At 35.0% G+C, this 23,465-nt stretch carries 26 protein-coding genes; 3 read left to right on the top strand and 23 right to left on the bottom strand.

Annotated features, from left to right (window positions below; all coding sequences use genetic code 11):
- The 5 genes from Q0507_RS07475 to cobU form a co-directional block, all read right to left on the bottom strand.
- On the bottom strand, positions 1 to 775 hold a 775-nt coding region (locus tag Q0507_RS07475), incomplete at its 3' end, for a GHMP kinase (protein WP_298714611.1).
- Between the two features lie 74 nt (positions 776 to 849).
- Positions 850 to 1,743, bottom strand: coding sequence for an adenosylcobinamide-GDP ribazoletransferase (gene cobS, locus Q0507_RS07480; RefSeq protein ID WP_298714614.1), 894 nt, complete (start codon positions 1,741 to 1,743; stop codon positions 850 to 852).
- Entirely contained in the window at positions 1,743 to 2,735 is a 993-nt protein-coding gene (cbiB, locus tag Q0507_RS07485; protein WP_298714616.1) for an adenosylcobinamide-phosphate synthase CbiB, read from the bottom strand. The genes cobS and cbiB overlap by 1 nt, the downstream gene beginning before the upstream one ends.
- A 12-nt stretch (positions 2,736 to 2,747) precedes the next feature.
- Positions 2,748 to 4,265: a cobyric acid synthase gene (locus tag Q0507_RS07490; protein WP_298714621.1), complete on the bottom strand. Its 1,518-nt coding sequence runs from the start codon at positions 4,263 to 4,265 to the stop codon at positions 2,748 to 2,750.
- A complete protein-coding gene (gene cobU, locus Q0507_RS07495; RefSeq protein WP_298714624.1) occupies positions 4,258 to 4,836 on the bottom strand; it encodes a bifunctional adenosylcobinamide kinase/adenosylcobinamide-phosphate guanylyltransferase in 579 nt (192 codons plus the stop codon). The genes Q0507_RS07490 and cobU overlap by 8 nt, the downstream gene beginning before the upstream one ends.
- A 63-nt stretch (positions 4,837 to 4,899) precedes the next feature.
- On the opposite strand from cobU, the gene Q0507_RS07500 reads away from it, so the two are divergent.
- On the top strand, positions 4,900 to 5,235 hold the full coding sequence (locus tag Q0507_RS07500) for a hypothetical protein (protein ID WP_298714626.1): 336 nt from the start codon (positions 4,900 to 4,902) through the stop codon (positions 5,233 to 5,235).
- A 47-nt stretch (positions 5,236 to 5,282) separates the two neighbouring features.
- Here the strand turns inward: Q0507_RS07500 and Q0507_RS07505 are convergent, their stop codons facing one another.
- The 11 genes from Q0507_RS07505 to Q0507_RS07555 form a co-directional block, all read right to left on the bottom strand.
- Positions 5,283 to 5,798, bottom strand: a complete 516-nt coding sequence (locus Q0507_RS07505; RefSeq protein ID WP_298714629.1) for a cob(I)yrinic acid a,c-diamide adenosyltransferase — start codon at positions 5,796 to 5,798, stop codon at positions 5,283 to 5,285.
- A gap of 63 nt (positions 5,799 to 5,861) precedes the next feature.
- Positions 5,862 to 6,269 (bottom strand): nucleoside-diphosphate kinase, encoded by a 408-nt coding sequence (ndk, locus tag Q0507_RS07510; RefSeq protein WP_004695778.1) that lies wholly within the window; start codon positions 6,267 to 6,269, stop codon positions 5,862 to 5,864.
- A gap of 22 nt (positions 6,270 to 6,291) precedes the next feature.
- The gene (gene htpX, locus Q0507_RS07515) at positions 6,292 to 7,167 is read right to left on the bottom strand and encodes a zinc metalloprotease HtpX (RefSeq protein ID WP_298714632.1); all 876 of its coding nucleotides are present in this window, start codon (positions 7,165 to 7,167) and stop codon (positions 6,292 to 6,294) included.
- Between the two features lie 55 nt (positions 7,168 to 7,222).
- On the bottom strand, positions 7,223 to 8,137 hold the full coding sequence (gene thrB, locus Q0507_RS07520; RefSeq protein ID WP_298714635.1) for a homoserine kinase: 915 nt from the start codon (positions 8,135 to 8,137) through the stop codon (positions 7,223 to 7,225).
- A gap of 2 nt (positions 8,138 to 8,139) precedes the next feature.
- Positions 8,140 to 9,429 carry a homoserine dehydrogenase gene (locus tag Q0507_RS07525; RefSeq protein ID WP_298714638.1) on the bottom strand — a complete coding sequence of 430 codons (1,290 nt, stop codon included), beginning with the start codon at positions 9,427 to 9,429 and terminating at the stop codon, positions 8,140 to 8,142.
- Between the two features lie 24 nt (positions 9,430 to 9,453).
- Complete coding sequence (locus Q0507_RS07530; protein WP_004695770.1) at positions 9,454 to 9,903, bottom strand: ACT domain-containing protein; 450 nt, start codon at positions 9,901 to 9,903, stop codon at positions 9,454 to 9,456.
- A 16-nt stretch (positions 9,904 to 9,919) separates the two neighbouring features.
- Positions 9,920 to 10,909 carry a lysylphosphatidylglycerol synthase transmembrane domain-containing protein gene (locus Q0507_RS07535; protein ID WP_298714639.1) on the bottom strand — a complete coding sequence of 330 codons (990 nt, stop codon included), beginning with the start codon at positions 10,907 to 10,909 and terminating at the stop codon, positions 9,920 to 9,922.
- The gene (locus Q0507_RS07540; protein ID WP_298714641.1) at positions 10,906 to 11,760 is read right to left on the bottom strand and encodes a ChbG/HpnK family deacetylase; all 855 of its coding nucleotides are present in this window, start codon (positions 11,758 to 11,760) and stop codon (positions 10,906 to 10,908) included. Before Q0507_RS07540 ends, Q0507_RS07535 begins: the two co-directional genes overlap by 4 nt.
- A 163-nt stretch (positions 11,761 to 11,923) precedes the next feature.
- Positions 11,924 to 12,718 carry an RNA methyltransferase gene (locus Q0507_RS07545; protein ID WP_298714644.1) on the bottom strand — a complete coding sequence of 265 codons (795 nt, stop codon included), beginning with the start codon at positions 12,716 to 12,718 and terminating at the stop codon, positions 11,924 to 11,926.
- 1 nt (position 12,719) lies between these two features.
- Entirely contained in the window at positions 12,720 to 14,465 is a 1,746-nt protein-coding gene (locus tag Q0507_RS07550) for an ABC transporter ATP-binding protein (RefSeq protein ID WP_298714647.1), read from the bottom strand.
- Positions 14,452 to 16,179, bottom strand: coding sequence for an ABC transporter ATP-binding protein (locus Q0507_RS07555; protein WP_298714649.1), 1,728 nt, complete (start codon positions 16,177 to 16,179; stop codon positions 14,452 to 14,454). Before Q0507_RS07555 ends, Q0507_RS07550 begins: the two co-directional genes overlap by 14 nt.
- 410 nt (positions 16,180 to 16,589) lie before the next feature.
- On the opposite strand from Q0507_RS07555, the gene tpx reads away from it, so the two are divergent.
- Positions 16,590 to 17,105 carry a thiol peroxidase gene (gene tpx / locus Q0507_RS07560; RefSeq protein WP_298714652.1) on the top strand — a complete coding sequence of 172 codons (516 nt, stop codon included), beginning with the start codon at positions 16,590 to 16,592 and terminating at the stop codon, positions 17,103 to 17,105.
- Between the two features lie 76 nt (positions 17,106 to 17,181).
- Positions 17,182 to 17,409, top strand: a complete 228-nt coding sequence (locus Q0507_RS07565; protein ID WP_298714671.1) for a phosphate-starvation-inducible protein PsiE — start codon at positions 17,182 to 17,184, stop codon at positions 17,407 to 17,409.
- Positions 17,410 to 17,485: 76 nt separating this feature from the next.
- Here Q0507_RS07565 and Q0507_RS07570 read toward each other — a convergent pair whose 3' ends face one another.
- The 7 genes from Q0507_RS07570 to Q0507_RS07600 all read right to left on the bottom strand — a co-directional run.
- A complete protein-coding gene (locus Q0507_RS07570) occupies positions 17,486 to 19,390 on the bottom strand; it encodes a glutamine synthetase (protein WP_298714654.1) in 1,905 nt (634 codons plus the stop codon).
- 206 nt (positions 19,391 to 19,596) lie between these two features.
- The gene (locus Q0507_RS07575; protein ID WP_298714657.1) at positions 19,597 to 20,040 is read right to left on the bottom strand and encodes a GatB/YqeY domain-containing protein; all 444 of its coding nucleotides are present in this window, start codon (positions 20,038 to 20,040) and stop codon (positions 19,597 to 19,599) included.
- An 82-nt stretch (positions 20,041 to 20,122) separates the two neighbouring features.
- Positions 20,123 to 20,302 (bottom strand): 30S ribosomal protein S21, encoded by a 180-nt coding sequence (rpsU, locus tag Q0507_RS07580; RefSeq protein WP_004695751.1) that lies wholly within the window; start codon positions 20,300 to 20,302, stop codon positions 20,123 to 20,125.
- A 157-nt stretch (positions 20,303 to 20,459) separates the two neighbouring features.
- Complete coding sequence (locus Q0507_RS07585) at positions 20,460 to 20,804, bottom strand: histidine triad nucleotide-binding protein (protein WP_156697541.1); 345 nt, start codon at positions 20,802 to 20,804, stop codon at positions 20,460 to 20,462.
- Between the two features lie 11 nt (positions 20,805 to 20,815).
- Complete coding sequence (gene mtaB / locus Q0507_RS07590; protein WP_298714662.1) at positions 20,816 to 22,111, bottom strand: tRNA (N(6)-L-threonylcarbamoyladenosine(37)-C(2))-methylthiotransferase MtaB; 1,296 nt, start codon at positions 22,109 to 22,111, stop codon at positions 20,816 to 20,818.
- A 24-nt stretch (positions 22,112 to 22,135) separates the two neighbouring features.
- Entirely contained in the window at positions 22,136 to 22,867 is a 732-nt protein-coding gene (locus Q0507_RS07595; protein WP_298714665.1) for a 16S rRNA (uracil(1498)-N(3))-methyltransferase, read from the bottom strand.
- On the bottom strand, positions 22,864 to 23,465 hold a 602-nt coding region (locus tag Q0507_RS07600), incomplete at its 5' end, for a 50S ribosomal protein L11 methyltransferase (protein ID WP_298714668.1). The genes Q0507_RS07600 and Q0507_RS07595, both read right to left, overlap by 4 nt.

Consider the following 23,465-nt stretch of genomic DNA (forward strand, 5'->3'; position numbering starts at 1 on the left):
AATCAACGGGGAATAATAGTCCCATAATAGTTCCACTATGAGCGATGATTGTTCCCACACTATTATAAAAATTACCTATATCGTGAAAGTCATATAAATTGGGTTTATATAAGATACGCTGATTACCAAAGGCACTTAATGTAGCGGCTTGGCCTATGAGCTTTATATCATGCGTAGCAAGACCTCGTTTAAATAAATCTAGGGACTCTTGTATTATCGGTTCTTTTTCTAAAATTTTATTATGTAAATCTGCTTGCTTATTAAAGCTAACCGTATCAATGCTACCGCCTTCATCAAAGACAAGTATTTTTAAAGGTGGACACATACCTAATGGTTGAGAGATAGTACCTTTAATATAATCAAATTGAGTTACTCCTTGATGAAAAGAGGCATCCGTAGGCTCTACAGATAGACAAATTTGCTCAAGTTCTTTTAAAGATAAATCATAATCCATAGCCAAGGCCGTAGCCATAGCTGTCACTGAAATATCTGCCGAACTTGAAGCCATGCCCTTTCCTTGCAGAATATCAGATCTTACATACACAGGCGGACAAATCTGATCTTTCTTTTTTTGTTGGATCAAATCTTGTACTAGCTTATGAGCTTGAGCAGATTTTGGTTGAAGTGCACAATAGGTTTTAGAAAAAGGATGTATTACATTACTTAATGCGTAGGAGTATCGGTTAATAGGACAAGTCACTAAAAATGATTGTCCATCAATAGAACCTTGTAGAAATTCCCCGCATGTACCTGGGGCTCTTACATAATAGGTCACATTAAACTCCTTTCACATTAATTAAATTATAATCTGTAAAATTAATAACAACTTTGATATTTAAAATATCAAAATTAGAGCATAATTGGATTACTAGCGACCGTAGCTGATAATAAAGATAAAATTATGATATATACCAAAATCAATAATACCTCAGTCACTTCTATAACAAATCCATATGTATCACCAGTAGTACCGCCCAGCTCCTTTACAATATAACGGTTTAGTAATTGGTTGATAATATATGCAATTATCATACTTATAATATTGATTTGAAAAACACCTATCGTAGCATATACTAAGATGCCTATTCCTACCATATAACCTACATCAGGTACTGCAAAGATTGCATATGCACCATATAAAAGTGAATATAATACTAAACCGATCAATAGTAATACGATAGGCATAAAAAACGTAGATATTGTATTGTAAGTAATGACATGTTTAGGTGCAAAATTGGCAAAAGCAGCGCCCATCCCCTGTTCTCTCGCATACGGATAAGAGCGAATACTAAAAACCATGGACCAACGGCTCATTAATGGCATCATAATGAGAACCATAGGTATGATCTCAGGATTAGGAATTGAAGCTAATAGTTGCCATTTTAAAAGTGTAACAAATACAAAAGCAACCACCCCAAAAGAGCCTATACGGCTGTCTTTCATGATTTCTAGTTTACGTTCTCTGTCACGTCCAGAAAATAAACCATCACTAGTATCCATTAAGCCATCAGCGTGCAGGCCGCCAGTCAATAAAAACTCAGCTACTACGATGATTAACATCAATGGCATAATTGGAATAAATGGCGATAATACGCCATACAATATAGCTAATATGAGTCCAATAATAAGGCCTACATAAGGAAAGGCCACTACCGATTTACCAAAGTCCTCTACAGACCATTCATTTTGATTTACAAGTTTTAAGCGCGTTAAAAATTGTAATGCTATAAAAAAAGGTGTCATTATACATTCATCCCATAAGTAATGGCTGTACTAATGATGACCATTAGTATAGTCGTAACATACATCATATAAATAGTTCGTGTAATATGGTTTCGATTCAACCTTTCAATAGGGTCACCCATATATTCGCGAAAGGTCATTTTTTTGAAATATTGATTGTAACCACCTAAGCGAATATGTAAAGCTCCTGCAACTGGTGCTTCTGCGTAACCACCATTAGGGCTTGGATGTTTCTTAGCATCGCGCAAACCAATTTGGACCGCTTTTTTTGCATCAAACCGTAAAATAAAAGCAGAAATTACAAGTAATACAAACGTAAGTCTTGCAGGAATCCAATTTAATATATCATCAAAGCGTGCAGCTACGCGACCAAAGTACAAGTACTTTTGATTTTTATAGCCCAACATAGAATCCATAGTATTAGCAGTTCTATAAAGAATAGCCCCTACAGGACCACCGATAATAAAAAAGAATAAGGGCGCAATTATGCCATCTACAGTATTTTCCGCAATAGTTTCTACTGTAGCACGAGTAATTTCACTTTCATCTAGGTCTTCAGTATCACGTCCCACAATCCATGATAAACGTTTACGAGCTTCTACGATATTACCTTGTTTTATTAACTGACTAATTGTAAAGCCTGCACCAGCCAATGAACGTGGAGAAATGGCAATGTAAAGGATTACTACTTCTAGAGCGTAGTATACCCACTCATGTATTACTCCACCTAGCCATAATAGTAAAGATATTATGATATATACAGATACAAGAATTAAACCTACTGCAATGCCACCGTACCACAATTTCTTCGTATCATTATCAGTATCCTTATAAAGAACAGCTTCAAAAAAGGATATTATACGGCCAATAATGGCAACGGGATGGTATTTGCTATTAGGATCCCCAATGATTATATCCAATAGAAATGCTAAGACTGGTACACACACAAAGCTATACTTTGAAAACCAGTGAAAAATTGCTAAATGTTCCATATATCTCCTCTACTATCCCAAGGTAGACATAATATAATCCATATCTAAATGTTCCTCCACAATATCAGCTAAGCGATTATATGCCGTATTTTTATGGTCAAAATAATGGAATACTACATCTAATGGTTGTAAGCCTTTACGTTCACGTAATTGATTGATAATAAATCGTCTGAATTCGTCATTATCAAATACACCGTGAATATATGTGCCCATTACTTGGTGATTGCCATCAATAAAACCATCGATAACATTTACAGTCTCTTCACTGCGACTTGTAATTGTAAAGCAACGAGACACTGAATCTACTAATGGTGTAGTATCACCCATATGAATTTCATAGCCTACTAAATTTTCACCTGTGAAAGTACCATTTAAGAACTGTAAATTAGAAACATTAAATTGTACTTGATGGGTAGTTTTTTGATCCTTCATTGTCGTGGAGGATTCAACAAGGCCAAGTCCTTCGATTTCCTCGATATCTCCTTCCATATGATGCGGATCATAAATAGTTTTACCTAACATTTGGTTACCGCCACAAATACCGATAACAGGTATACCTTGGGCAGCTAATTTTTTTATTTCATCAGCAAAGCCCGTATCACGTAAATACGTCAAGTCGGCCAATGTATTTTTAGAACCTGGTAAAATGATTAAATCTGGCTTTCCAATAACATCTCCAGGGCCTACAAAACGAACTGATACATCTGGCTCATAGTTAAGTGCATCAAAGTCTGTAAAATTTGAGATTTTAGGTGTTTGCATAACTACAACTTGAATATCTTTAGACCCACTATTGCGTTTGTGCTCTAATGCAACGGAATCTTCTTCATCGATATCAAGGTTTTCAATGGCAGGAATAACACCCACCACTTTTTTACCTGTTTTATCTTCAATGAATCTAAGAGCTGGTTCTAATAGTTTGATATCACCGCGGAATTTATTGATAACGATGCCTTTGATAAGATCGCGTTCTTCTGGTTCTAATAGTTCTAAAGTACCAACAATAGATGCAATAGCACCACCACGGTCTATATCTGCAATAAGATATACTGGAGCTTGAGTCATTTTAGCAATACGCATATTTACAATGTCATTTGCTTTTAAGTTAACTTCTGCAGGGCTACCAGCACCTTCGATAACCATCATATCAAAATTTGAGTCTAAGAAGTCGATAGATTCTTTAACCTTATCTAAAGCGGTTAGAGAATATTTAGTATGATATTCTTTAGCACTATATACACCAACAGGTTTTCCCATCAATACAACTTGAGACGATTGATTACCTGTAGGTTTTAATAAAACAGGATTCATTTGAACAATTGGATCAATGCCAGCTGCTTCGGCTTGAGCTACTTGAGCACGACCAATTTCATCGCCCCATTTTGTCACATAAGAATTGAGGGCCATATTTTGTGCTTTAAAAGGAACAGTCTTAAAACCTTTTCTATAAAAGATACGGCATAATGCAGTACAAAGAATACTTTTACCTACATTAGAGCTCGTCCCTTGAAACATTATTTTCTTAGCCATTTATATGAACCTCCTGTGATTTCAATTCAATGGTAACACCACTAATTGTTAAATAGAGTTTATCTGCAACAGAAGCTACTGCTCGATTCACGCGACCAGCAATATCTCTAAAATATCTAGCCAGTTTATTATCCGGCACGATACCTAAACCAATTTCATTGGTCACAAATATAACAGTTTTACCTTCACATGATTTTATCGAGTCTAATAAAAGGTTTAGCTCTGAAAGTATTGTCTGTTCTAACCGATTGGCATCTTCTTGGCCACGAATGGATCCATGAGCCATCATGTGGTTGGTAGTAAACATTGTTAAACAATCTATAAGAATTACATCTGCTGATTTACTAATATTTTCCCATTCATCAGCTAAATGTAAAGGTACTTCAAAATTATTCCATATTTCTCCACGTCGCTCTTGATGTTTTTTGATGCGATCCACCATTTCCTCATCAAAAGCTTGGCTCGTAGCTACATAAGCTTTTAAACCTTTTGTAGCCAGTGCTAAACGTTCAGCAAATTCACTTTTTCCACTACGTGCCCCACCGGAACACAATATAATTTGTGATTTCATAATGCACCTATACAAGAATTTATAATTTCAGTATCATTATAAGTATAACAAAGGAGCGATACTATGGAAATTATGAATATGAAACTAAAAATGATGGCTACTCTATGGGATAACACATATCGTGTTGCCATCGATGACGGGCAAGGTAAATATATTGGTACTGCCCGAGTAGTAGTGAATGTTCCACTGCCACCAGAGGCTTTACCTGAAAATGCACCTCAAGTTGAAGCACAACTCTTAGTGTTAGTTGAAAACTTTGATTTCGGCGCTGATAAAATCATAAACTTTGAAACAACCTTAGCCGATTTATTAAGAGAAAAATTTCGTTATGAAATTCCTCATATCTTCTTCTACTATCCTAGCCCTCAAGATGTTTTAAACCAAACAATATCACAATAAGGTCTATAACGAGCAAAAAGCTATGTAAAATACATAGCTTTTTTTGTTTATTCAGCTCCAAGTTCTTCTTCTACACGACACAAGATAAAACAAAGGTCGGATAGACGGTTTAAGTATTTTAAATTAGACTCGTGAACACTTTCACCAGCGTCTAACACACGCCATAAATCGCGTTCAGCACGACGTGTTATTGTTCTTGCTACATGTAAATAAGCAGAAGATTGTTTTTCACCTGGAATAACAAAACTAGATAAAGGTTCTAACTTTTCATCAAATCGGTCGATAACCTTTTCTAAATGTTTTACATGTTGCTCAGTGATTACGGGAGCAACATTTAAACTAGCAATATCAGCCATTAAAATCCATAAATTGCGCTCAATATCGTATAACTCAGCGGCAACACGTGGATTTTCAGCATAAGCGCGAGCCAATCCTAAAAAAGCTTGTAATTCATCGATTGTACCATAAGCTTCTACGCGTAAAGATGATTTCTGTACACGTTCGCCTGTGTATAAACCAGTTGTACCAGCATCACCTGTTTTTGTATAAACGCTACTTGCCATATGATTACCTCCTATAAATGACATGGATGTAGAGATAAAAGCTAAAGGATCCCAACCTTGAGATTATTTGTATTCAGGGAACCAAAGATGAATTTCACGAGCAGCGGCTTCTGGAGAATCAGAAGCATGTACTACGTTAGCATCCATTGTTAGGGCATAGTCACCACGAATACTACCAGGGGCAGCATCTACAGGATTTGTCGCCCCATTTAAAGCACGTACGGATACAATTGCGTTCTCACCAGCTAACACAAAAGCAAGAACTGGTCCTGATGTAATAAAATCAACTAATTCACCAAAGAATGGTTTTTCCTTATGTTCTGCATAATGTTCTTCCGCTAATTCACGAGGTACTTGTAAGAGTTTTAATGCTTTAATAACAAGGCCTTTACGTTCATAACGGCTAAGAATTTCACCACTTAATTGACGTTTAACTGCATCTGGTTTAATTAAAACTAATGTTTCTTGCATAATACCCTCCAGTAGATACTAATTATAATATTGCCTTTTCTTTATACTTTGGATTCATAGCTTGTTTCTTTAACTTTTGAATACGTTCTTCCGTGCGAGGATGAGTACTAAAAAGATTGCTCAAGCTTTCACCAAGTCCCATCATAGGGTTAATAATAAACATATGGGCTGTAGCATTACTTGCATTAGGTAATGCACCATGTTTAGAGTAGTAATCAATTTTTGCAAGTGCAGAAGCCAATGCTAATGGATTGCGGCACATTTCCCCGCCACCCTCATCAGCTAAGAACTCTCGAGCTCGCGAAATACTCATTTGGATAAGTCCTGCCGCAATAGGGGCAATGATAATCGCACCTATTAAAGCAAGTGGATTAGAACCTTCTCGATCGTCAGAACGGCCAAAAATGGCAGAAAATTGTAAAATTTGTGCAATCATGGAAATAGCACCAGCCATCATGGCTGCAATGGTACTAATCAAAGTATCACGATTCTTAACATGAGTCAATTCGTGTGCAAGAACACCTTCTAATTCTTCATCAGTTAAAAGACGTTGAATACCTTCAGTAACGGCAACAGCTGCGTGACTAGGATTTCTACCTGTTGCAAACGCATTAGGTACTTCGCTCGGAATGATATATACCTTTGGCATTGGTAAATTACCATTTTTTGCCAATTGTTCTACCATAGCATATAGTTTTGGATTAGATTGTGCAGTAACTGGTTTAGCATTGTATTGTGCTAAAACGATCTTATCGCTGTACCAATAAGACATAAAATTCATGCCCATAGATACAACAAACATCATAATCATTCCGCTTCTGCCACCAATCATATCACCTAAGGCCACTAAAATGGCCGTTAGAGTCGCTAATAAAAGCGTTGTTTTTATACTATTCATAGTTTCCTCCAATTATAGTTATGGACTATGCCTAACACTATAATTATACCACAAACTATATAATTGACGCTCCAGTTACATCAGCCTCTAAGCAATATATTTTATTCTCAATTCCATTCGCCGAAAATACGGCCCCCATAGCCTTTGCTACTTCTTGCACATGAGCTTTATCTACATAGGCAATCAAGGTAGAACCGGAGCCGCTAATAGTAGCACCGTAAGCACCGGCAACTTTTGCAGCTTCAAATACTTCATCACAATGAGGAATCAAAGTCTTACGATAAGGCACATGCAAGTTGTCATCTAAGGCAACAGATAAATTACTTAATTGATGTGTAATAAGACTTGTTACAAATAAAGATGCATGACTTACGTTTTGAACCGCTTCTTTAAATGGAACATGATTTGGTAACACAGAACGTGCATATTCAGTAGATACCATAACTTCTGGTACTACAACGGCAAAATGGAGCTCCGAAGGAACAGAAATAACGGTGTTCAACACTTTGTTTTTCAAACCTGTAGCACAACATAAATTTCCGTAAATAGCTGGAGCTACATTATCTGGATGACCTTCCATACGATTCGCTATAACTAGTAACTCTTCTTTTGAAAGTGGATTTTTTACTAATGCATTCGCCAGTAAAAGTCCTCCCACAATAGCCGTACTACTACTACCTAGTCCACGAGATGGAGGAATCAAAGTTTCAGACCGTATATGTCCATATAAAATTGGTTCTTGAACAGTAGCAAAAACTTGATCCATCGCAAAGCCAATTAGATTTTTTTTAGGATCTTCAGCGCGCAAAATATCTGCTCCAAATCCTTCAAAAGTATATGTATATTCTGTAGCATTTTCATCTGGTGTAAAGCTGAATATATTATAAAGATTTAGTGCTAATCCTAAGCAATCAAAACCTGGGCCACAGTTTGCACTAGTGGCAGGTACTTGTACACGAACAGTATTCATAATTAAGCTTCCATAATACGAATGACACTATTAACAGCCTTAACGGAGCGCAAGCTATTAAAAGAGTCTATAAGATTTAAAATATAAGATCTTGGGCATTTAGATGTAACAATGGCAAGAACTGCAGTTTCTGGATCCATATTTCGTTGAACGATGGATAAAACAGAAATTTTTTGTTCTGCTAATTTTGCAGAGATTTTAGCTAGCACACCTGTTTTATTATCCACTGCTAAACGCAAGTAGTAGCTAGATTGGATTTTACCTGGAGAATAAATATCTTTTTGGTCATAATAGAATGGTTTTAAACGACCAGTTTCGTTATAAGAGACATTCTTTGCTACTTCCATGATATCAGATACTACAGAACTCCCTGTCGGTAAGCTACCAGCGCCACGACCATATAGCATTACATCGTCAATACCATTCCCCTTTACATAAATCGCATTATAAGATCCTCGAACAGATGCCAACGGGTGTGTCGTAGGAATAAATGCAGGGTATACATTTAGAGATAAACCTTGAGCTGTTTCTTTAGCAATACCTAGTAATTTAATATTGTAACCAAACTCTTTCCCAAATTTAATATCTTCAGTATCAATGCAAGTAATGCCTTCTACAGTTACATCTTCGAAAAAAATGCGACGATTGAAACTAATGGATGCGAGAATAGCCAATTTACGTGCTGCATCAAGACCTTCAACGTCAGCCGTAGGATCTGCCTCTGCATACCCTAAATCTTGTGCTTCTTTCAATACATCTTGATAGCTTAACCCTTCTTCAGACATTTTAGTCAAAATGAAATTTGTCGTACCGTTCATAATACCAATGAGTTCGGTAATGCGGTTACCAGCCAAAGATTCGTATAATGTACGGATAATAGGAATACCACCTAATACAGATGCTTCAAAACGTAGATCTACCCCATTTTTACTAGCTAAATCTAATAAGTATGGACCGGACTCTGCTAATAAGTCTTTATTGGCAGTTACCACATTTTTCTTAGCTTTTAAAGCCCCTTCTACACAGTCCTTAGCAAAGGTTGTGCCCCCCATCAATTCCACTACCATTTGAATGGAGTCATCTTTTAATACTTCGTCAATATCTGATACATATTTAGCAGTTTCTGGTAGTGTAATATGTTTGTATTTGTCTGGGTTACGCACATAAATTTTAGAAATTTCAACATTGACACCTGTACGATTTTTAATTAGTTCAGCATTGTCTTGTAATAAGTTAAAAGTACCTTGTGCAACAGTACCAAAACCTAATAAAGCAATTTTTATAGTGGTCATAATTGTCCTACTCTCTTAATTAGCCTATGCTTGGCCTAAAATCTCTACTTTGATAATACCCTTCATAGAGCGAATATCTAGCAACAAATCTTCTAATGAACCTTGCAGATCTTTAGTTTCAAAAGAAATACTACTATTGGCAATCCCTTGTAATGGAATGTCTTGATTGATTGTTAAAATACTACCATTGCGTTCAGCAATTGCCTTTAAAACACTGGATAACATACCAGATTCATTTGACATAGAAACATAAATACTTACAATTTTCCCTTGGGCAATTTCAAAAAATGGAAAAACATAGTCCTTGTATTTATAATACGCAGAACGACTTAAATCCATTTTTTCAACTGCTTCATTAATGGTTTTAACTTCACCTAGTTTAAGAATTTCTTTTACTTTAATAGTCTTTTTTATAGCTTCTGGTAAAATATCTTCTTGCACAAGATAGAATTTATCTTTTTTTGGTTTAGACATAGAATACACTCCCTTATTATTCTCTTGAAGTTTCTTGGGCAACAAATTGTCGTCCATATAATGTTAATACTGCATACATACCGATGAAGAATGACAAATATTCTGCTACAACACGCCATGCTACAGCAATAATCCCAACTGTTCCATTAGGTACAAAGACACTAAATAATATTACAAATAGTCCTTCTGCAATCCCAGTCCCCCCTGGGGTTGGTGCAAAATACAAAATAAGATTCAATAATATCATACGATCCAATATATCGATGATCGGGATATCTGGTGTGAAAGCATACATTAATGCTGGTGCAATACAATATAAACATAGTAAACTCAAACCAGATTCAATAAAAACTATACAAGACTGAACAGGCTGCTTATAAAGTAAGCCAAGCCCTTCATTTAATGTTTCTAACTTAGAAAGCCAATCTTTAGTTTTATGTGCTTTAAATCGTTGTGCTAAATTATAGACAAACTGACGCATATATTTGGTCTGTAATATATAAGTCCCCGCTAAGGTCGCTATAACAGCAAGTACGGCCAAAATCAAAAGCATATCACGTGAGATATATGGAATTTCAATAGCATCTCGTAAGAATACTAATGGCAACATAATCACCAAAAACATAATGGAAAATACGGTGCGTATCAATACAATCGGTGTACCCTTAGATATGGGGACGCCATAACTTCTCAACACCAGTACTTGCGCAACAGCACCTCCGCTAGCTCCAGGTGTCAACATAGCCATAAAATAGTTACTAAAAATAACTCGTAGCACTGCTCGTATTGATAACTTGTAACCACCAATTTTTACGAGTCTCTGAAGTCGTAATCCATCAAAATACATACCTGCTGCTAGAGCAACTAGAGCTAATAATAAGGAAATACTATTAAAAGATGATATAGTTTTTAATGCATCTAAATCAATAGTATAGTAAATGATACCAATTGATACAGCCAACAACAAGAGAAACATAAAAATGCCTCTCTTCATCATTTTACTCATACCAAGTCTCCATAATTAATGAGCTCTATATCATGTTGTCTTATATATAATCGGGTATGACTAGAACAGAGTGCTTGCAACTCATCTTCCCAATGATAATCCCAATTATAAAGCTTACTAAGAATACTACTATTGCTACCTGGGTGAACCATCAATTCATGGGTACCAGAATTTTTATTTACCGCTTTTAATATACCCATTAAAGATTTCTGGTTTATATGACCTCCATTTACCATGCCCCAAAAATATTGGGTTGTAGTCATATAATTATTTCGTATGATTGGTCGCGCATTAGCCGCAACCGTTGATAAACCAACTTTACCAAGAAATCGAATTGGGGAATACATATAATTCATAAATCCAGTAGATTCATCGGGTATACGTATAGCATGTATACCAAAGGATTTTGCCTGTTCAATCACAATCGGTAATACCGTTGGTAACACATGCATATGTTGATGACCATCAATATGAGTTACCCTTAAGCCGGTATCTATTATTTGAGCCATTTGTGCATGAATCTCTTTACGTAATTCACTATAATTAATTTTGCCAGAGTAAATACGTTTAATAAACTCTACATAGTTCTCTGGAAATACACCTTCTGGTGTGAGAAGTGATGAAACTTCTGATGGATCACATACTGGTTGTAACCCACCCACCAAGGTAATATGAATACCGATGCCCAACTTAGGGTTTTGTTTTGCCATACTTACGGCTTCTGTAAAAGCTTCTCCTCCTGCTATTAAAGAGGTGCTAGTAATAATACCTCTACGATGACCATCAATAATGCCAGCATTAACCGCACTATGAAGGCCAAAATCGTCTGCATTTACAATTAGTTTGGACATAGTTATCTTCCTTTTCATGAAAAAAAGGGAGAACTTTGTTCTCCCACAAAGGATATATGTTATTGTACCAAATACACAGCTAAAAAATCAATACAAAAGCCCTCTACTTGTATACTAGTAGAGGACTTTTTATATGGTCATAAATTTTTATCATATATGTATACTAAGGCATCAATTGTTCTTGTACTTTATACATACATAATGCAGCAGCTACACTTACATTTAAGGATTCCATCTCACCATACATAGGAATCATAATACGATTTGTACATAGATTCATGACCTCCGGTGTTACACCATTACCTTCATTTCCTAATACTAACATAGTTCGCTTAGCATAATTAACTGTATGATAAGGATCGGCTTGTTCTAAAGCGGTTACATAAGTAGTCATATTAGACTCGGCTACCATATCATGTAACATAGATAAGGTAATGTCTTCATATAAAGGTATTTTATGTAAGGCGCTCATTGTACTCCGTACCGTCTTGTCATTAAAAGGGTCCACAGTACCTTTCATCAAGAATATACCTTTAACACCTGCCGCAACAGCAGTACGAATAATGGTCCCTAGATTACCTGGATCTTGAACACTATCTAATGTAATATATAAACCATCCACAATAGAAATTGATTCAATATCATATGTAGGCTTTGATACAATAGCAACTAAACCTTGTCCATTTACGGTATTATCTACTTTATCAAACACTGGATCTTGTGCGATATATTTAGGTACAGATTGAACAGTATCTAAGTCTAATAAATCTAATATATTTTTATCTTGCGCTTTAGATTCACGTATAACGATTGTTTTTACTGCACCCATAGCTGCAATATCTCGAATAGAGCGAATGCCTTCAACGATGTACTCTCCATTTTTTTGGCGATTTTTACGCTGCCTTAATGAGATAATTCGCTTAATCGTTTTATTATCTTTAGATTGGATAAATTCCATACTAACTCCCACTGTGTTGATTATTCCATAGATTATAAAAGGCCCCTTTTAAGTTGATAAGTTCATTAAAAGATCCTTTTTCTATTATTTTACCATATTCCATATACACTATTTTATTGGCATCTTCTACTGTTGAAAGACGATGAGCAATACTTACGATTGTTTTACTACCTCGAATATTTTCAATACTTGCTTGAATTTGCTTCTCCGTATGACTATCGATATTAGCCGTTGCTTCATCTAGCAATAGAATTGGTGTTTTTTTAATCAAGGTACGGCCAAAAGCCAATAATTGTTTTTGCCCATCAGATAATAAGGAGCCTAAATAACCAACCGGTGTCTCATACCCTTCCGGAAGTTGTTCAATCATAGAATCCAAATTAACTTGTTTTGCTGCATTGGTCATTTCCTCATTAGAAATTGATGTATCAAAAAGTGTTAAGTTATCTCTAATGGAACCCTTAAATAGATAAGCTTGCTGAAAAACATATCCCATTAAATGACGAAGTACAGAACTGTCATAGTTAGCAATATTTATACCATTAATATATATAGTCCCTTTTGTTGGTTTGTAGATCCCCATCAGCAATGCTAAAAGTGTAGATTTACCACTACCAGAAGGACCTACAATACCTATGAATTCTCCAGCTTTAATATTTAATGTAAAGTCTTCTAGCACATAAATGTCGTTATTTTCATAGGAAAACCACACATGATCAAATCTAATGGACTCTATATGTGTAAATTCATCAGGAATTTCATCAGCCATGTGACGATCTTCTTCCTCTAATAAAGGAACTAATCTTTCAGCACCAGCTAGTGCACTTTGTAGTGAGTTATATTTATCCGCAATTTCCTTTAATGGTTGGAAAAATCGGTCCATATATTGGATAAAAGCAAACACAGTACCAGCGTCGGCTACAGAGTCTATTAAATTCGTAGTTGTAAAAATAACAATTAACGCAACAAAGAATAGACCATCTACAAGAGGTCTAAAAATAGAAAACGTAGTAACTTCAAAGAGACCAGCTTCTAAGAAACCTTTATTAACAGTATTATAACGTTCCTCAATTGCTTTTTCGCCACCATAGGATTTTACGATTACAATATAATTTAACAGTTCCTTGATACTCGCATTAGATGCAGCTACAGAGCGTCTTACCTGACGAAATGCTTTACGGGAAAACTTTTGAAACACCCAAATAATTCCACCCATTATAGGTAATAAAATTGTCATGATAATAGCTAGGGGTACATTAATAGCATACATAAATCCTAATATACCAATAATCATCAAACCGCTACTAGCTAAATTCAAAATTACATCTGTATATAATGTACGTAATGACTCTACATCATTAGTAATGCGAGTTACCCAATTACCGATTGCCAACTTATAGAATTCATCATGTGGTTTATTAAGAATCTTTTTAAAGACAATACTACGAATATTATAAATTATTTTTTGACCAAAACTTTTTAAAAAGTAATTCTCTACAAAAATAAATAAAACACTACCAATTATAGTAAGTCCATACATTAGAGCATAGTATTCAATAACAGCGATATCATTAGTGGCAAAGCCAAGATCGATGACTTGCTTTGTTATATACGGTCGCAAAAGTAATAGCACTAAATTTCCTGCTAACGCAACCGTTGCTAATAATAGAATACCTAAATAAGGCTTAATGTAGGCAGTTATATAGGAGAATAAAGCCCAGTCATTTCTTAGATTACGCTTCTTCATGATGGGTCTCTCCTTTCTGCGCTTCATATAAGGTACGGTATAAACCATTGTTAGCTAATAATTCTTTATGAGTACCTTCTTCTACGATACGCCCTTCATCGAATACTAAAATTTTATCTGCTTTCTCTATAATCTCTAATCGCTGTGAAATACATAGAATCGTTTGTTCTTTTACATTATGTAATGTATTTAAAATAGTTGTAACTGTTACTGCATCTAAAGCGGAAAAACAATCATCTAGTAATAAATATGGTGCATTTTTATAAAAGCCGCGAGCCATATTGATTCGCTGCTTTTGTCCACCTGATAAATCATGACCTTCTTCAGCGAGCTCATGTAAATCATCGTTTAACAAATTGCCTAAATCTCTATATAAGTCTGCCTTTTGTGCCGCAACCTCTACAGTTTCGTGCATAAATAAATTTTTACCAAATTTAATATTATCTGCAATGGTCGTACTTAAAAGGTAAGATTGTGTTGGCACATAAGCAATTGAGTTTCTAAGTTTTGATAAAGAAACAGCAGCTAAATCTTGACTGCCAAAATAAATAGATTTTTCCGGACATTCTTGTAATCCAATAAGCAATTTAAATAATGTACTTTTGCCAGAACCAGGTTTACCAACTAAACCGATAAAAGAACCTTTAGGTATTGTTGTTGTCACTTGGGATAATGCATGACCTTTAGAGTTTTCATAATTAAAATCTAAGTATCGGATGTAAATGTCTTCAAGTGGCAATACCTCATCGGTATCATCTATTGATTCTGTAGGTAAACGCAAGAAATCCATAATACGATCTAAAGAAGCAAGACCTTTTTGTACAATCGAGATAAGTCCACCAAACCCTATTAAAGGTCCCACAATTAACATTATGAATGAATTAATGGTAACAAATTCGCCTATAGTCATTTTGCCGTCTACAGCTAAATGTCCACAAATATAAATACTAATACTGATACAAATAAAGGGTGCAATTCTTGTCAACGGTGTTAATATTGCATCTAATAGTGCAACATCCATATTCTTCTTATAATTAAGTTTATTTATTTTTTCAAAAGAATTAGAGATAATGCTTTCACGATTAAAAGCGCGAATAACATCCATCCCTTGAAATAGCTCTTGACCAAACTCTGTTAAATCACTATAAGTAGCTTGCGCACTTCGTTGTTTAGCACGTAGCTTTCTACCTAATATAAAAATAGCCACAATAATGAAGAATACAGGCGTCATTATTTTAAAGGCTAATATAGCATTGATTTTTTGAATTAATATTATGGAGCCTACAATGGAGTAGAAAATAATATCCACTACAATCATTACACCTAAGCCAAGAGCAACACGTAAAGATGTTACATCATTAGTCATGAGCGCCATAACCTTACCAGGACCGTTAGCTTCATAGTACGTTGTCTTTACTTGCAATGCTTTACTACATAGAATTTCACGAAAAAGATATTCCATGCGTCGAATAGATCCTAACAAGGTTTTACGAGATATAACTTTTAAAATGGTAATAACTATAAACAGTATAATAAAATAAAAAATGTAAGTAACTAAACCTTCCTTATTATTGCTTAACGTATCTATAGCGTTACCTATAAATTGAGGCACAAATAAAAACGCCACATCTATAGCTATCAGTATGGATAAACCAATGGCATAGATCCACCCTTCTCGTTGGAAAAACTGTATAAATAAATCTATTGGTTTCATAGGCCCTCTCTATATATCCTATTAAAAATCAATCATAATAATTGACTTTATAATTATTGACTATCATTATATTAGAATAACTCTTTAATCAATAATGTAAAAGTTATTTTTCAAACTTTATTAATTTAAATTTACTCTTTATAGTATACACATTTTTTATGATACATTAATACACCTATACGTATAGTAATTTAGATTTAATATTATTGTCCTAAAAATCATTTAGATTTCAGCAATATTAATTATATAAACTACTTAGGTTTTAACAGTAATGAATAGTAACTATTTGTCCAATACAATACTATATCGAATTTTTTAGTTTACTTATAGTAATGTAAATGTTATACTATGCATAGATACAAATTTTATCTTAAATAAATTAGAATTAAAACTCTTAGGAGGAATACAAAATGGAAAAACGTACTGGTGTAGTAACATTTGCAGGTGGCCCTATCACATTAGTTGGCCCAGAAGTTAAAGTAGGTCAACAAGCTCCTGACTTCACAGTATTAAGCAATGACTTACAAGCTAAAACATTAAAAGACTTCGAAGGTAAAGTAAAAGTTATCTCCGTTGTTCCTTCCCTTGATACAGGCGTTTGTGATGCTCAAACTCGTTGGTTCAACCAAGATGCAACAGCTCTTTCCGAAGACGTAGTAGTATTGACAATTTCTATGGACTTGCCATTCGCTCAAAAACGTTGGTGTGGTGCTGCTGGCGTAGATAAAGTTGTTACTTTGTCTGACCATAAAGATGCTTCTTTCGGTGAAAACTATGGTTTCTTGATCGAGGAACTTCGTCTTTTAACTCGTGGCGTTGTAGTAATCAACAAAGATAACAAAGTAACTTATGTTGAATATGTACCAGAAGTAACTCAAGCAGTTAACTTCGATGCTGCTTTAGAAGCTATCAAAGCTGATATTTAATCTTTAGATTTTATTTTGCTAATAGCTAAATATAGACGTAAAAAGACCGTACGGTGTACGGTCTTTTTCTGTATCAATTACCTTCTTCCTCTATTTTGAGTTTCTAGCACTCATTGTGAAGTACTTTAAAAATAACTTCCATTTCCCCCTAGATTTCTTCTTATATATTGGTATTACAGCCCTTGTTCGTTTACTGATTATAGTTCACGAATCCGCTTTAGATATGCTGTTATGGTCTATTTCTATTCTAGTACTAGTCTGTTCTTTAGTACTAGTAGAAAAATTCTTTAATATAAATGAATAATAGTAAAAGAGACTCTACCAATAGGTAGAGTCTCTTTTATTTTATAATCTTTAAATTAATAATATCTCCTAGCAACTTAGAAAATATTTTTAGCGTAATTAGCGTACTTATTTTCTAACTCTTCCATTTTATCGTTCATTTCAATTTGTAATTTAGAAGCTAAATCATATTCGCCAGTATTTAATGCATCTGTTAAACGAGTAAATAAGGATTTGCGATCATCACTATCTTTAGCAAGGTAGAATCGCAAATCATTAACTTCTGCAAAACGTTTATCATCAACACTATTACGACTATCAGTATGAATTGCAACCATATTACGTACTGTATCAAGATTATTTGGAATCAAACGATTAGCTAATACTAGTCTCCAACGTTTTAGAATAGATGCAATAAAGGATTCCATTAAATCTTTTCCAAATGCATCCCCTTGAGATAATGTTTCAACTAATTCAGGATTATTGTAGTAACCTTTAATATTTTCCCAAACAGTGGCAGGTGCAATGCCAAACATTTGATTGCGTTCTTCTTGTGTAAAATCATCAAATACGTCTTTTTCAGTACGGTAAGCGCGATTTGTATCGAGATAATCAGCAGGCTCACCCACTTCTTTTGAGATTTCTGCTAATAATTGTGCTTGTGTTTTACCAGAAGTAATAGCATATTTCATACCATCAAATGCAGAAATAAACATCAAAGCTAACGCAGTGTATGTATTTGTATATGGATTTGGAGAACGCAATTCAAAGCGCGTTGCCATAGGATTATCAACATCACGAATCAAACCACAAAGAATGGTACGGTTACGGCTTGGCTCGGATGGATCAGTACCAAAAGATGTTACAATACAAACCGGTGCTTCAAAGCCTGGTTTTAAACGGTTTAAGGAGTCTGTTGTAGAGCTGATAAATGGATTGATTGCTTCATAGTGTTTCAATAAACCCATTATCGCACCAATACCAAGAGCGCTACAAGCTTCTTTACGCATATCTTCTGGACTAAATAAGTTTACTAATTTACCAGATTTTAGTTTTGCCATTACACCAAAGTGCGTATGTTCACCAGAACCTGCTACACCGATGATTGGTTTAGCATTAAATGTTACATCAAGACCATTTTCACGGAATACTTCACGTACAATAATACGAGCTTGCAGTTCATTATCTGCTGTTTGCAATGGATTATTAGAGAATTTCCAGTCGATTTCCAACTGTTCCAGTACTACTGCTTCATGGCCAAATTCATCAAGTTTAGCTTTTACACCGCCCACTTCTTTGTGACCCATTTCAGCAACCATACCATATTTATCAAGACGTTCAACTGCTTGTTCTAAGGCTGTACGAACAGAACCGTGAGTACGTTGCCAATATTGTTCTTGTAATTTTTGAGATACAGATAGCTCTTTTTTAGTAACAGTTTTAGCTGGCGTTTTTACCCAGAATTCTAACTCAGTAGCAGATGTAAAAATAATATCTACTACATCATCCGCTTTTACATGTGGCATACCTGGTAGCCCTTTATCTTTAATTAAAGATAATAATTCGTTACGCACATAATCGCAGCTGCGTTTTAAAATAGAACGGGAATCTACATAGCGGTAGTTATGCATCAAGAATGCAGGAATACGAAGTGTACCAGTTGGCAAGCCTGTAACAGGATCAACATTTTCATAATTATAATCAACAAACCAATTTACACTTGGATCGCCCCACATATCTACACGAGCATTATTCAATGTAGCAATATTTGTTAGCACAACAGAGGAACCGTCTGTTTGAACGGCACGGCCTTCAAAAAAAGATTCATAGTCATCGAAAAATGCAGACATAGGAATTTTTTCGTCTGTATCATTACCTGCTAAGTCAATACCTACAAGAGATACGAACTTAATTTCTGGATGCTGTTCTAATAATGCGAGTACCCCTTCCTTACCATATTGACCTGCAGGAATGTAATATAATAATTCATTAGTAGTAGCCATATCTGTTCCTCCTAAAGAAAAAGACTCCAACAAATAAACATATAAATCTATATATCTAAAGTGGAGTCTTCGTTGACCAATTATTTTATTGAGTTCATATTATCATATGTTGAAAATACATGTCAATAAAGTTCTATAGAATTTTATATAATATCAACATCAAGTAAAATTAAAAACAGTATAATCATATTCTATTAATAAAGATGTTACCCAAGTAATTCTTTAACAATAGTATTCACAACTTTACCATCTGCACGGCCTTTTGTTTTTGGCATTACATGTTTCATAACATTACCCATGTTGACATTATCACCACATGCAGCAATAGCCTCTTGTACAATTGTACGAATTTCATCTTCTGTCAATTGAGCTGGTAAGTATTTTTGTAATACAGCCATTTCTTCTTTTACATGACCGATTAAGTCTTCACGGCCCGCTTTTTCAAACTCTGTTAAGGAATCTTGGCGAGTTTTCATTTCTTTAGCTAAAATGCCAAGAATACCAGCATCATCTAACTCTACCTTATCATTAATCTCTGTATTTTTAATGGCACTATTAACCATGCGAATTACAGATAAAGCTATTCTACCTTCTTCGCGAGCTTTCATAGCCGCTTTCATATCTTCTTTTAATTGATCTTTTATGCTCATATTTCCTCCTTATTTATATAATAAAGAAACCCCAACTCTGGATTTCATGAAGCCATGAAAAGGCAGAATTAGGGTAATCATCTTATGCTCTGAATTTGCGTTTTCTTGCTGCTTCAGATTTTTTCTTTCTTTTTACGCTTGGTTTTTCGTAGTGTTCGCGTTTTCTTACTTCAGACAAAACACCCGCTTTTTGGCAGGAGCGTTTGAATCGACGAAGAGCACTTTCAAGCGTTTCGTTTTTACCGACTTTGATTTCAGACATCTATATCCCTCCCTCCAAAAATAATCTCGGGAAGTGCTGATAATTTACATACGCACATATAATATTATATGTATAGGTATAGATGTTGTCAATATTTTCAGGTATATTTTATAGGATTTTTAATGAGTATTATAAAAAGAATACATAATACTCAAAACTAAGCTTCTGGCCAGCCCATTTCCTCTCCACCTAAAAGGTGCGCATGCATATGGAATACCGTTTGACCGGCTTTTCCGCCAGTATTAAAGATCAAGCGATAACCATCTTTAGAAATACCAAGCTCTTTTGCTACATCACGAACAAATGGTAATAACCCTTCAACATAATCTGCATTCTTTTCAGTAAGATGTGCAATATTAGACACATGATTTTTAGGCACGATTAAAACATGCACTTTCTTAACAGGTTGAATATCATGAAAGGCATAAAATTTATCGTTTTCTAACACTTTTTTAGAAGGTATTTCACCACTAATAATTTTACAAAAAATACAATCGCTCATAATATAACTCCTTACTCAATAATCAAATAACTATCTTCTAAACCAATAACGGTGCCACCGATGAGATCACCAATTTTATGTAATCCATCAGATTTAACTTTACCATTCACGTATTCACTCGTTAAACCAGTATAGTAACCATTTTCTTCCTTTTCGATAAGAATTTCACCAGGCTTACCAATACGTGATTTAGCATAGGCTTCATAACCTGCTTGGCTTAAACTATTCAAAAGTGCTACACGAGTCTTTTTGACAGCTTCTGGTACTTGATCAGGCATAGTTGCAGCTGGTGTACCTTCACGAATGGAATATGGGAACGCATGGATATGAGTAAATCCTATTTCACGAACAGTATTTAACGTTTCCTCAAAGTCTTCATCAGTCTCTTGTGGAAAACCAGCAATAATATCAGTCGTAATAGATAAGTCTTTAATACGGGAACGCAATTTTGCAATGAGATCCTTATACTCTTGTAAAGTATAGTGACGTCTCATCAACTTTAATACGTGATCAGAACCGGCTTGTAATGGCAAATGAAGATTTGGACATACTCGTTTATCGGTAGCCATTAATTCCACAAGTTCATCGGAAACCTCAACAGATTCAATGGAACCAAAACGGATACGATACAATTCAGGTATTTCTAGTAATGCTTTTACCACATCAGCCAAGGTAGGACGACCTGGTAATTCTACACCGTAGTTCCCTAAGTGAATGCCTGTTAATACGATTTCATGGAAGCCATGTCCTACTAAACGCTTTGCCTCTTCCACAATATCTTTAATCTTACGAGATTTCAATTTACCACGAGTGTATGGGATGATACAAAAAGAGCAATAGTTATTACAACCTTCTTGAATTTTCATGAACGCACGAGCCTTATCAGATTCATTACCAAATAATGGCATTTCCTCAAAGTTAGACTCTTTCATAATATCTCGAACAGCATTGATTTGTCGTTCTGTAGACTCTAACTGTTCTACTAGCTCAACGATTTTAGAACGATTATTTGTACCGATGACGAGATTAACTCCATCGATAGCGGCAATCGCATCCGGATCAAGCTGTGCATAGCAACCAGTTACGATTACATAAGCGTCTTCATTTTGACGCTTTGCTTTACGAATCAACTGACGAGATTTCTTTTCCCCCATATTCGTTACAGAACATGTATTAATTACATATATATCAGCTTTTTCATCGAAGTCTACCGCTTCGTAATTGTTTTGTAAAAATAAACCTTTCATAGCATCCGTATCATATTGATTTACACGGCACCCCAAGGTTGTAAAAGCAACGGTTTTCATTGCACCTCTCTATTCTTGTTTAATTTATAGTTCTAATTCATATTGAATCATCGCTAATGATCCAATGGCAGCAGTTTCAGCTCGCAAAATTGTATTACCAAGCGATACCGATTTTCCACCACTCTTTATAATAGCATTGATTTCCTTCTCTTGATAGCCCCCTTCAGGACCTATACAAATTAAAACATCAGTTACAGACTTATCGGAATGCAAAGTTTTAAGTACATCTTTGATAGTCTGCCCTGCTTCATTTTCATAGGCTACCAACTTCAACGCCTCAGATTCAATGTCTAATGCTTGTAAAAGCGTCTCTCCTACTACGAGTGTAGGCAAGTGTTTTCGTCCACATTGTTGAGCTGCTTCTAGCATAATTTTTTTCCAACGATTTACTTTTGATTGAAGCTTTTTTTCATCATATTTAGCTACACAGTTAGCTGTGGGCACAAGATAAATTGTATCCACATTTAACTCTGTTGCTTTTTGTAAAACCCATTCTAACTTTTCACCTTTTAAAATGGATTGTACAAGAATTATTCTGTATGATGCTGCTGCACCCTCAATATATTCAATGAGTTTCGCTTGCGCTTTTCCATCCACTTCTTCAATAATCTGATACATGCCACAACGATTGTCACTGCCTGTAACAATTATAGGTTTCTCAATATTATGACGAAATACATGAAGCACATGATGTGTCACATCTATCGGTAATTCTATTGTTTCGTCTAATTGTGTAGGAATAAATATTTTTTTCATAGTTTTTTTAACGCGAAGGTGTGCCATGGGCCAGCAACGCGTTCCTCAATAATATGCCAGTCTTTCTTAATATACGGCATGATTTCATCATAACGGTCATCAATAATTCCACTAATGATTAAAATACCTTGATCATCAAGCTTTCTACCAATTTGAGGCAATAAAATTTTTAATGGATCTACCGTCAAATTAGCTACAATCAGTTGAGCTATTTCATTAAAATCAGTATCTAAATCACCACAAATAATTTCTGCATGTATTTGATTATTTTCACAGTTAATTTTAGCTTGATTTGCAGCATATTCCTCAATATCGATACCTACAAGTCTTTTAATTCCTAAATGAGCTGCTACTAATAAAAGTATACCTGTCCCCGTACCAATGTCTAAACAAGTTACCTTATCAAGGTCCATAGGCGCACTATAAATTTTTAAAAGCTCAGCACAAGTTCTTGTCGTTTCGTGAGCCCCAGTTCCAAAAGAAATATCTGAATCAATTTCAATAATATTCTTATTATCTACATTATCGTAATCTTGCCAAGCAGGTTTAATGACTAAGTTAGGTAAAATTTCTGTAGGTTCAATATATTGTTGCCAAG

This window comes from uncultured Veillonella sp., from assembly GCF_938010505.1.
In the GTDB taxonomy this organism is placed as follows: domain Bacteria; phylum Bacillota; class Negativicutes; order Veillonellales; family Veillonellaceae; genus Veillonella.

Coding starts and splice junctions, on each gene's coding strand:
- Q0507_RS07505 (WP_298714629.1), bottom strand. CDS start 5,798: ATGGCAAGTAGCGTTTATACAAAAACAGGTGATGCTGGTACAACTGGT.
- htpX (WP_298714632.1), bottom strand. CDS start 7,167: ATGAATAGTATAAAAACAACGCTTTTATTAGCGACTCTAACGGCCATT.
- Q0507_RS07595 (WP_298714665.1), bottom strand. CDS start 22,867: ATGAAAAAAATATTTATTCCTACACAATTAGACGAAACAATAGAATTA.
- Q0507_RS07535 (WP_298714639.1), bottom strand. CDS start 10,909: ATGAGTAAAATGATGAAGAGAGGCATTTTTATGTTTCTCTTGTTGTTG.
- Q0507_RS07530 (WP_004695770.1), bottom strand. CDS start 9,903: ATGTCTAAACCAAAAAAAGATAAATTCTATCTTGTGCAAGAAGATATT.
- cbiB (WP_298714616.1), bottom strand. CDS start 2,735: ATGGAACATTTAGCAATTTTTCACTGGTTTTCAAAGTATAGCTTTGTG.
- Q0507_RS07490 (WP_298714621.1), bottom strand. CDS start 4,265: ATGGCTAAGAAAATAATGTTTCAAGGGACGAGCTCTAATGTAGGTAAA.
- rpsU (WP_004695751.1), bottom strand. CDS start 20,302: ATGTCTGAAATCAAAGTCGGTAAAAACGAAACGCTTGAAAGTGCTCTT.
- thrB (WP_298714635.1), bottom strand. CDS start 8,137: ATGAATACTGTTCGTGTACAAGTACCTGCCACTAGTGCAAACTGTGGC.
- Q0507_RS07570 (WP_298714654.1), bottom strand. CDS start 19,390: ATGGCTACTACTAATGAATTATTATATTACATTCCTGCAGGTCAATAT.
- Q0507_RS07555 (WP_298714649.1), bottom strand. CDS start 16,179: ATGAAACCAATAGATTTATTTATACAGTTTTTCCAACGAGAAGGGTGG.
- Q0507_RS07525 (WP_298714638.1), bottom strand. CDS start 9,429: ATGACCACTATAAAAATTGCTTTATTAGGTTTTGGTACTGTTGCACAA.
- cobU (WP_298714624.1), bottom strand. CDS start 4,836: ATGAAATCACAAATTATATTGTGTTCCGGTGGGGCACGTAGTGGAAAA.
- ndk (WP_004695778.1), bottom strand. CDS start 6,269: ATGCAAGAAACATTAGTTTTAATTAAACCAGATGCAGTTAAACGTCAA.
- mtaB (WP_298714662.1), bottom strand. CDS start 22,111: ATGAAAACCGTTGCTTTTACAACCTTGGGGTGCCGTGTAAATCAATAT.
- Q0507_RS07550 (WP_298714647.1), bottom strand. CDS start 14,465: ATGAAGAAGCGTAATCTAAGAAATGACTGGGCTTTATTCTCCTATATA.
- Q0507_RS07545 (WP_298714644.1), bottom strand. CDS start 12,718: ATGGAATTTATCCAATCTAAAGATAATAAAACGATTAAGCGAATTATC.
- cobS (WP_298714614.1), bottom strand. CDS start 1,743: ATGACACCTTTTTTTATAGCATTACAATTTTTAACGCGCTTAAAACTT.
- Q0507_RS07585 (WP_156697541.1), bottom strand. CDS start 20,804: ATGAGCGATTGTATTTTTTGTAAAATTATTAGTGGTGAAATACCTTCT.
- Q0507_RS07500 (WP_298714626.1), top strand. CDS start 4,900: ATGGAAATTATGAATATGAAACTAAAAATGATGGCTACTCTATGGGAT.
- tpx (WP_298714652.1), top strand. CDS start 16,590: ATGGAAAAACGTACTGGTGTAGTAACATTTGCAGGTGGCCCTATCACA.
- Q0507_RS07540 (WP_298714641.1), bottom strand. CDS start 11,760: ATGTCCAAACTAATTGTAAATGCAGACGATTTTGGCCTTCATAGTGCG.
- Q0507_RS07575 (WP_298714657.1), bottom strand. CDS start 20,040: ATGAGCATAAAAGATCAATTAAAAGAAGATATGAAAGCGGCTATGAAA.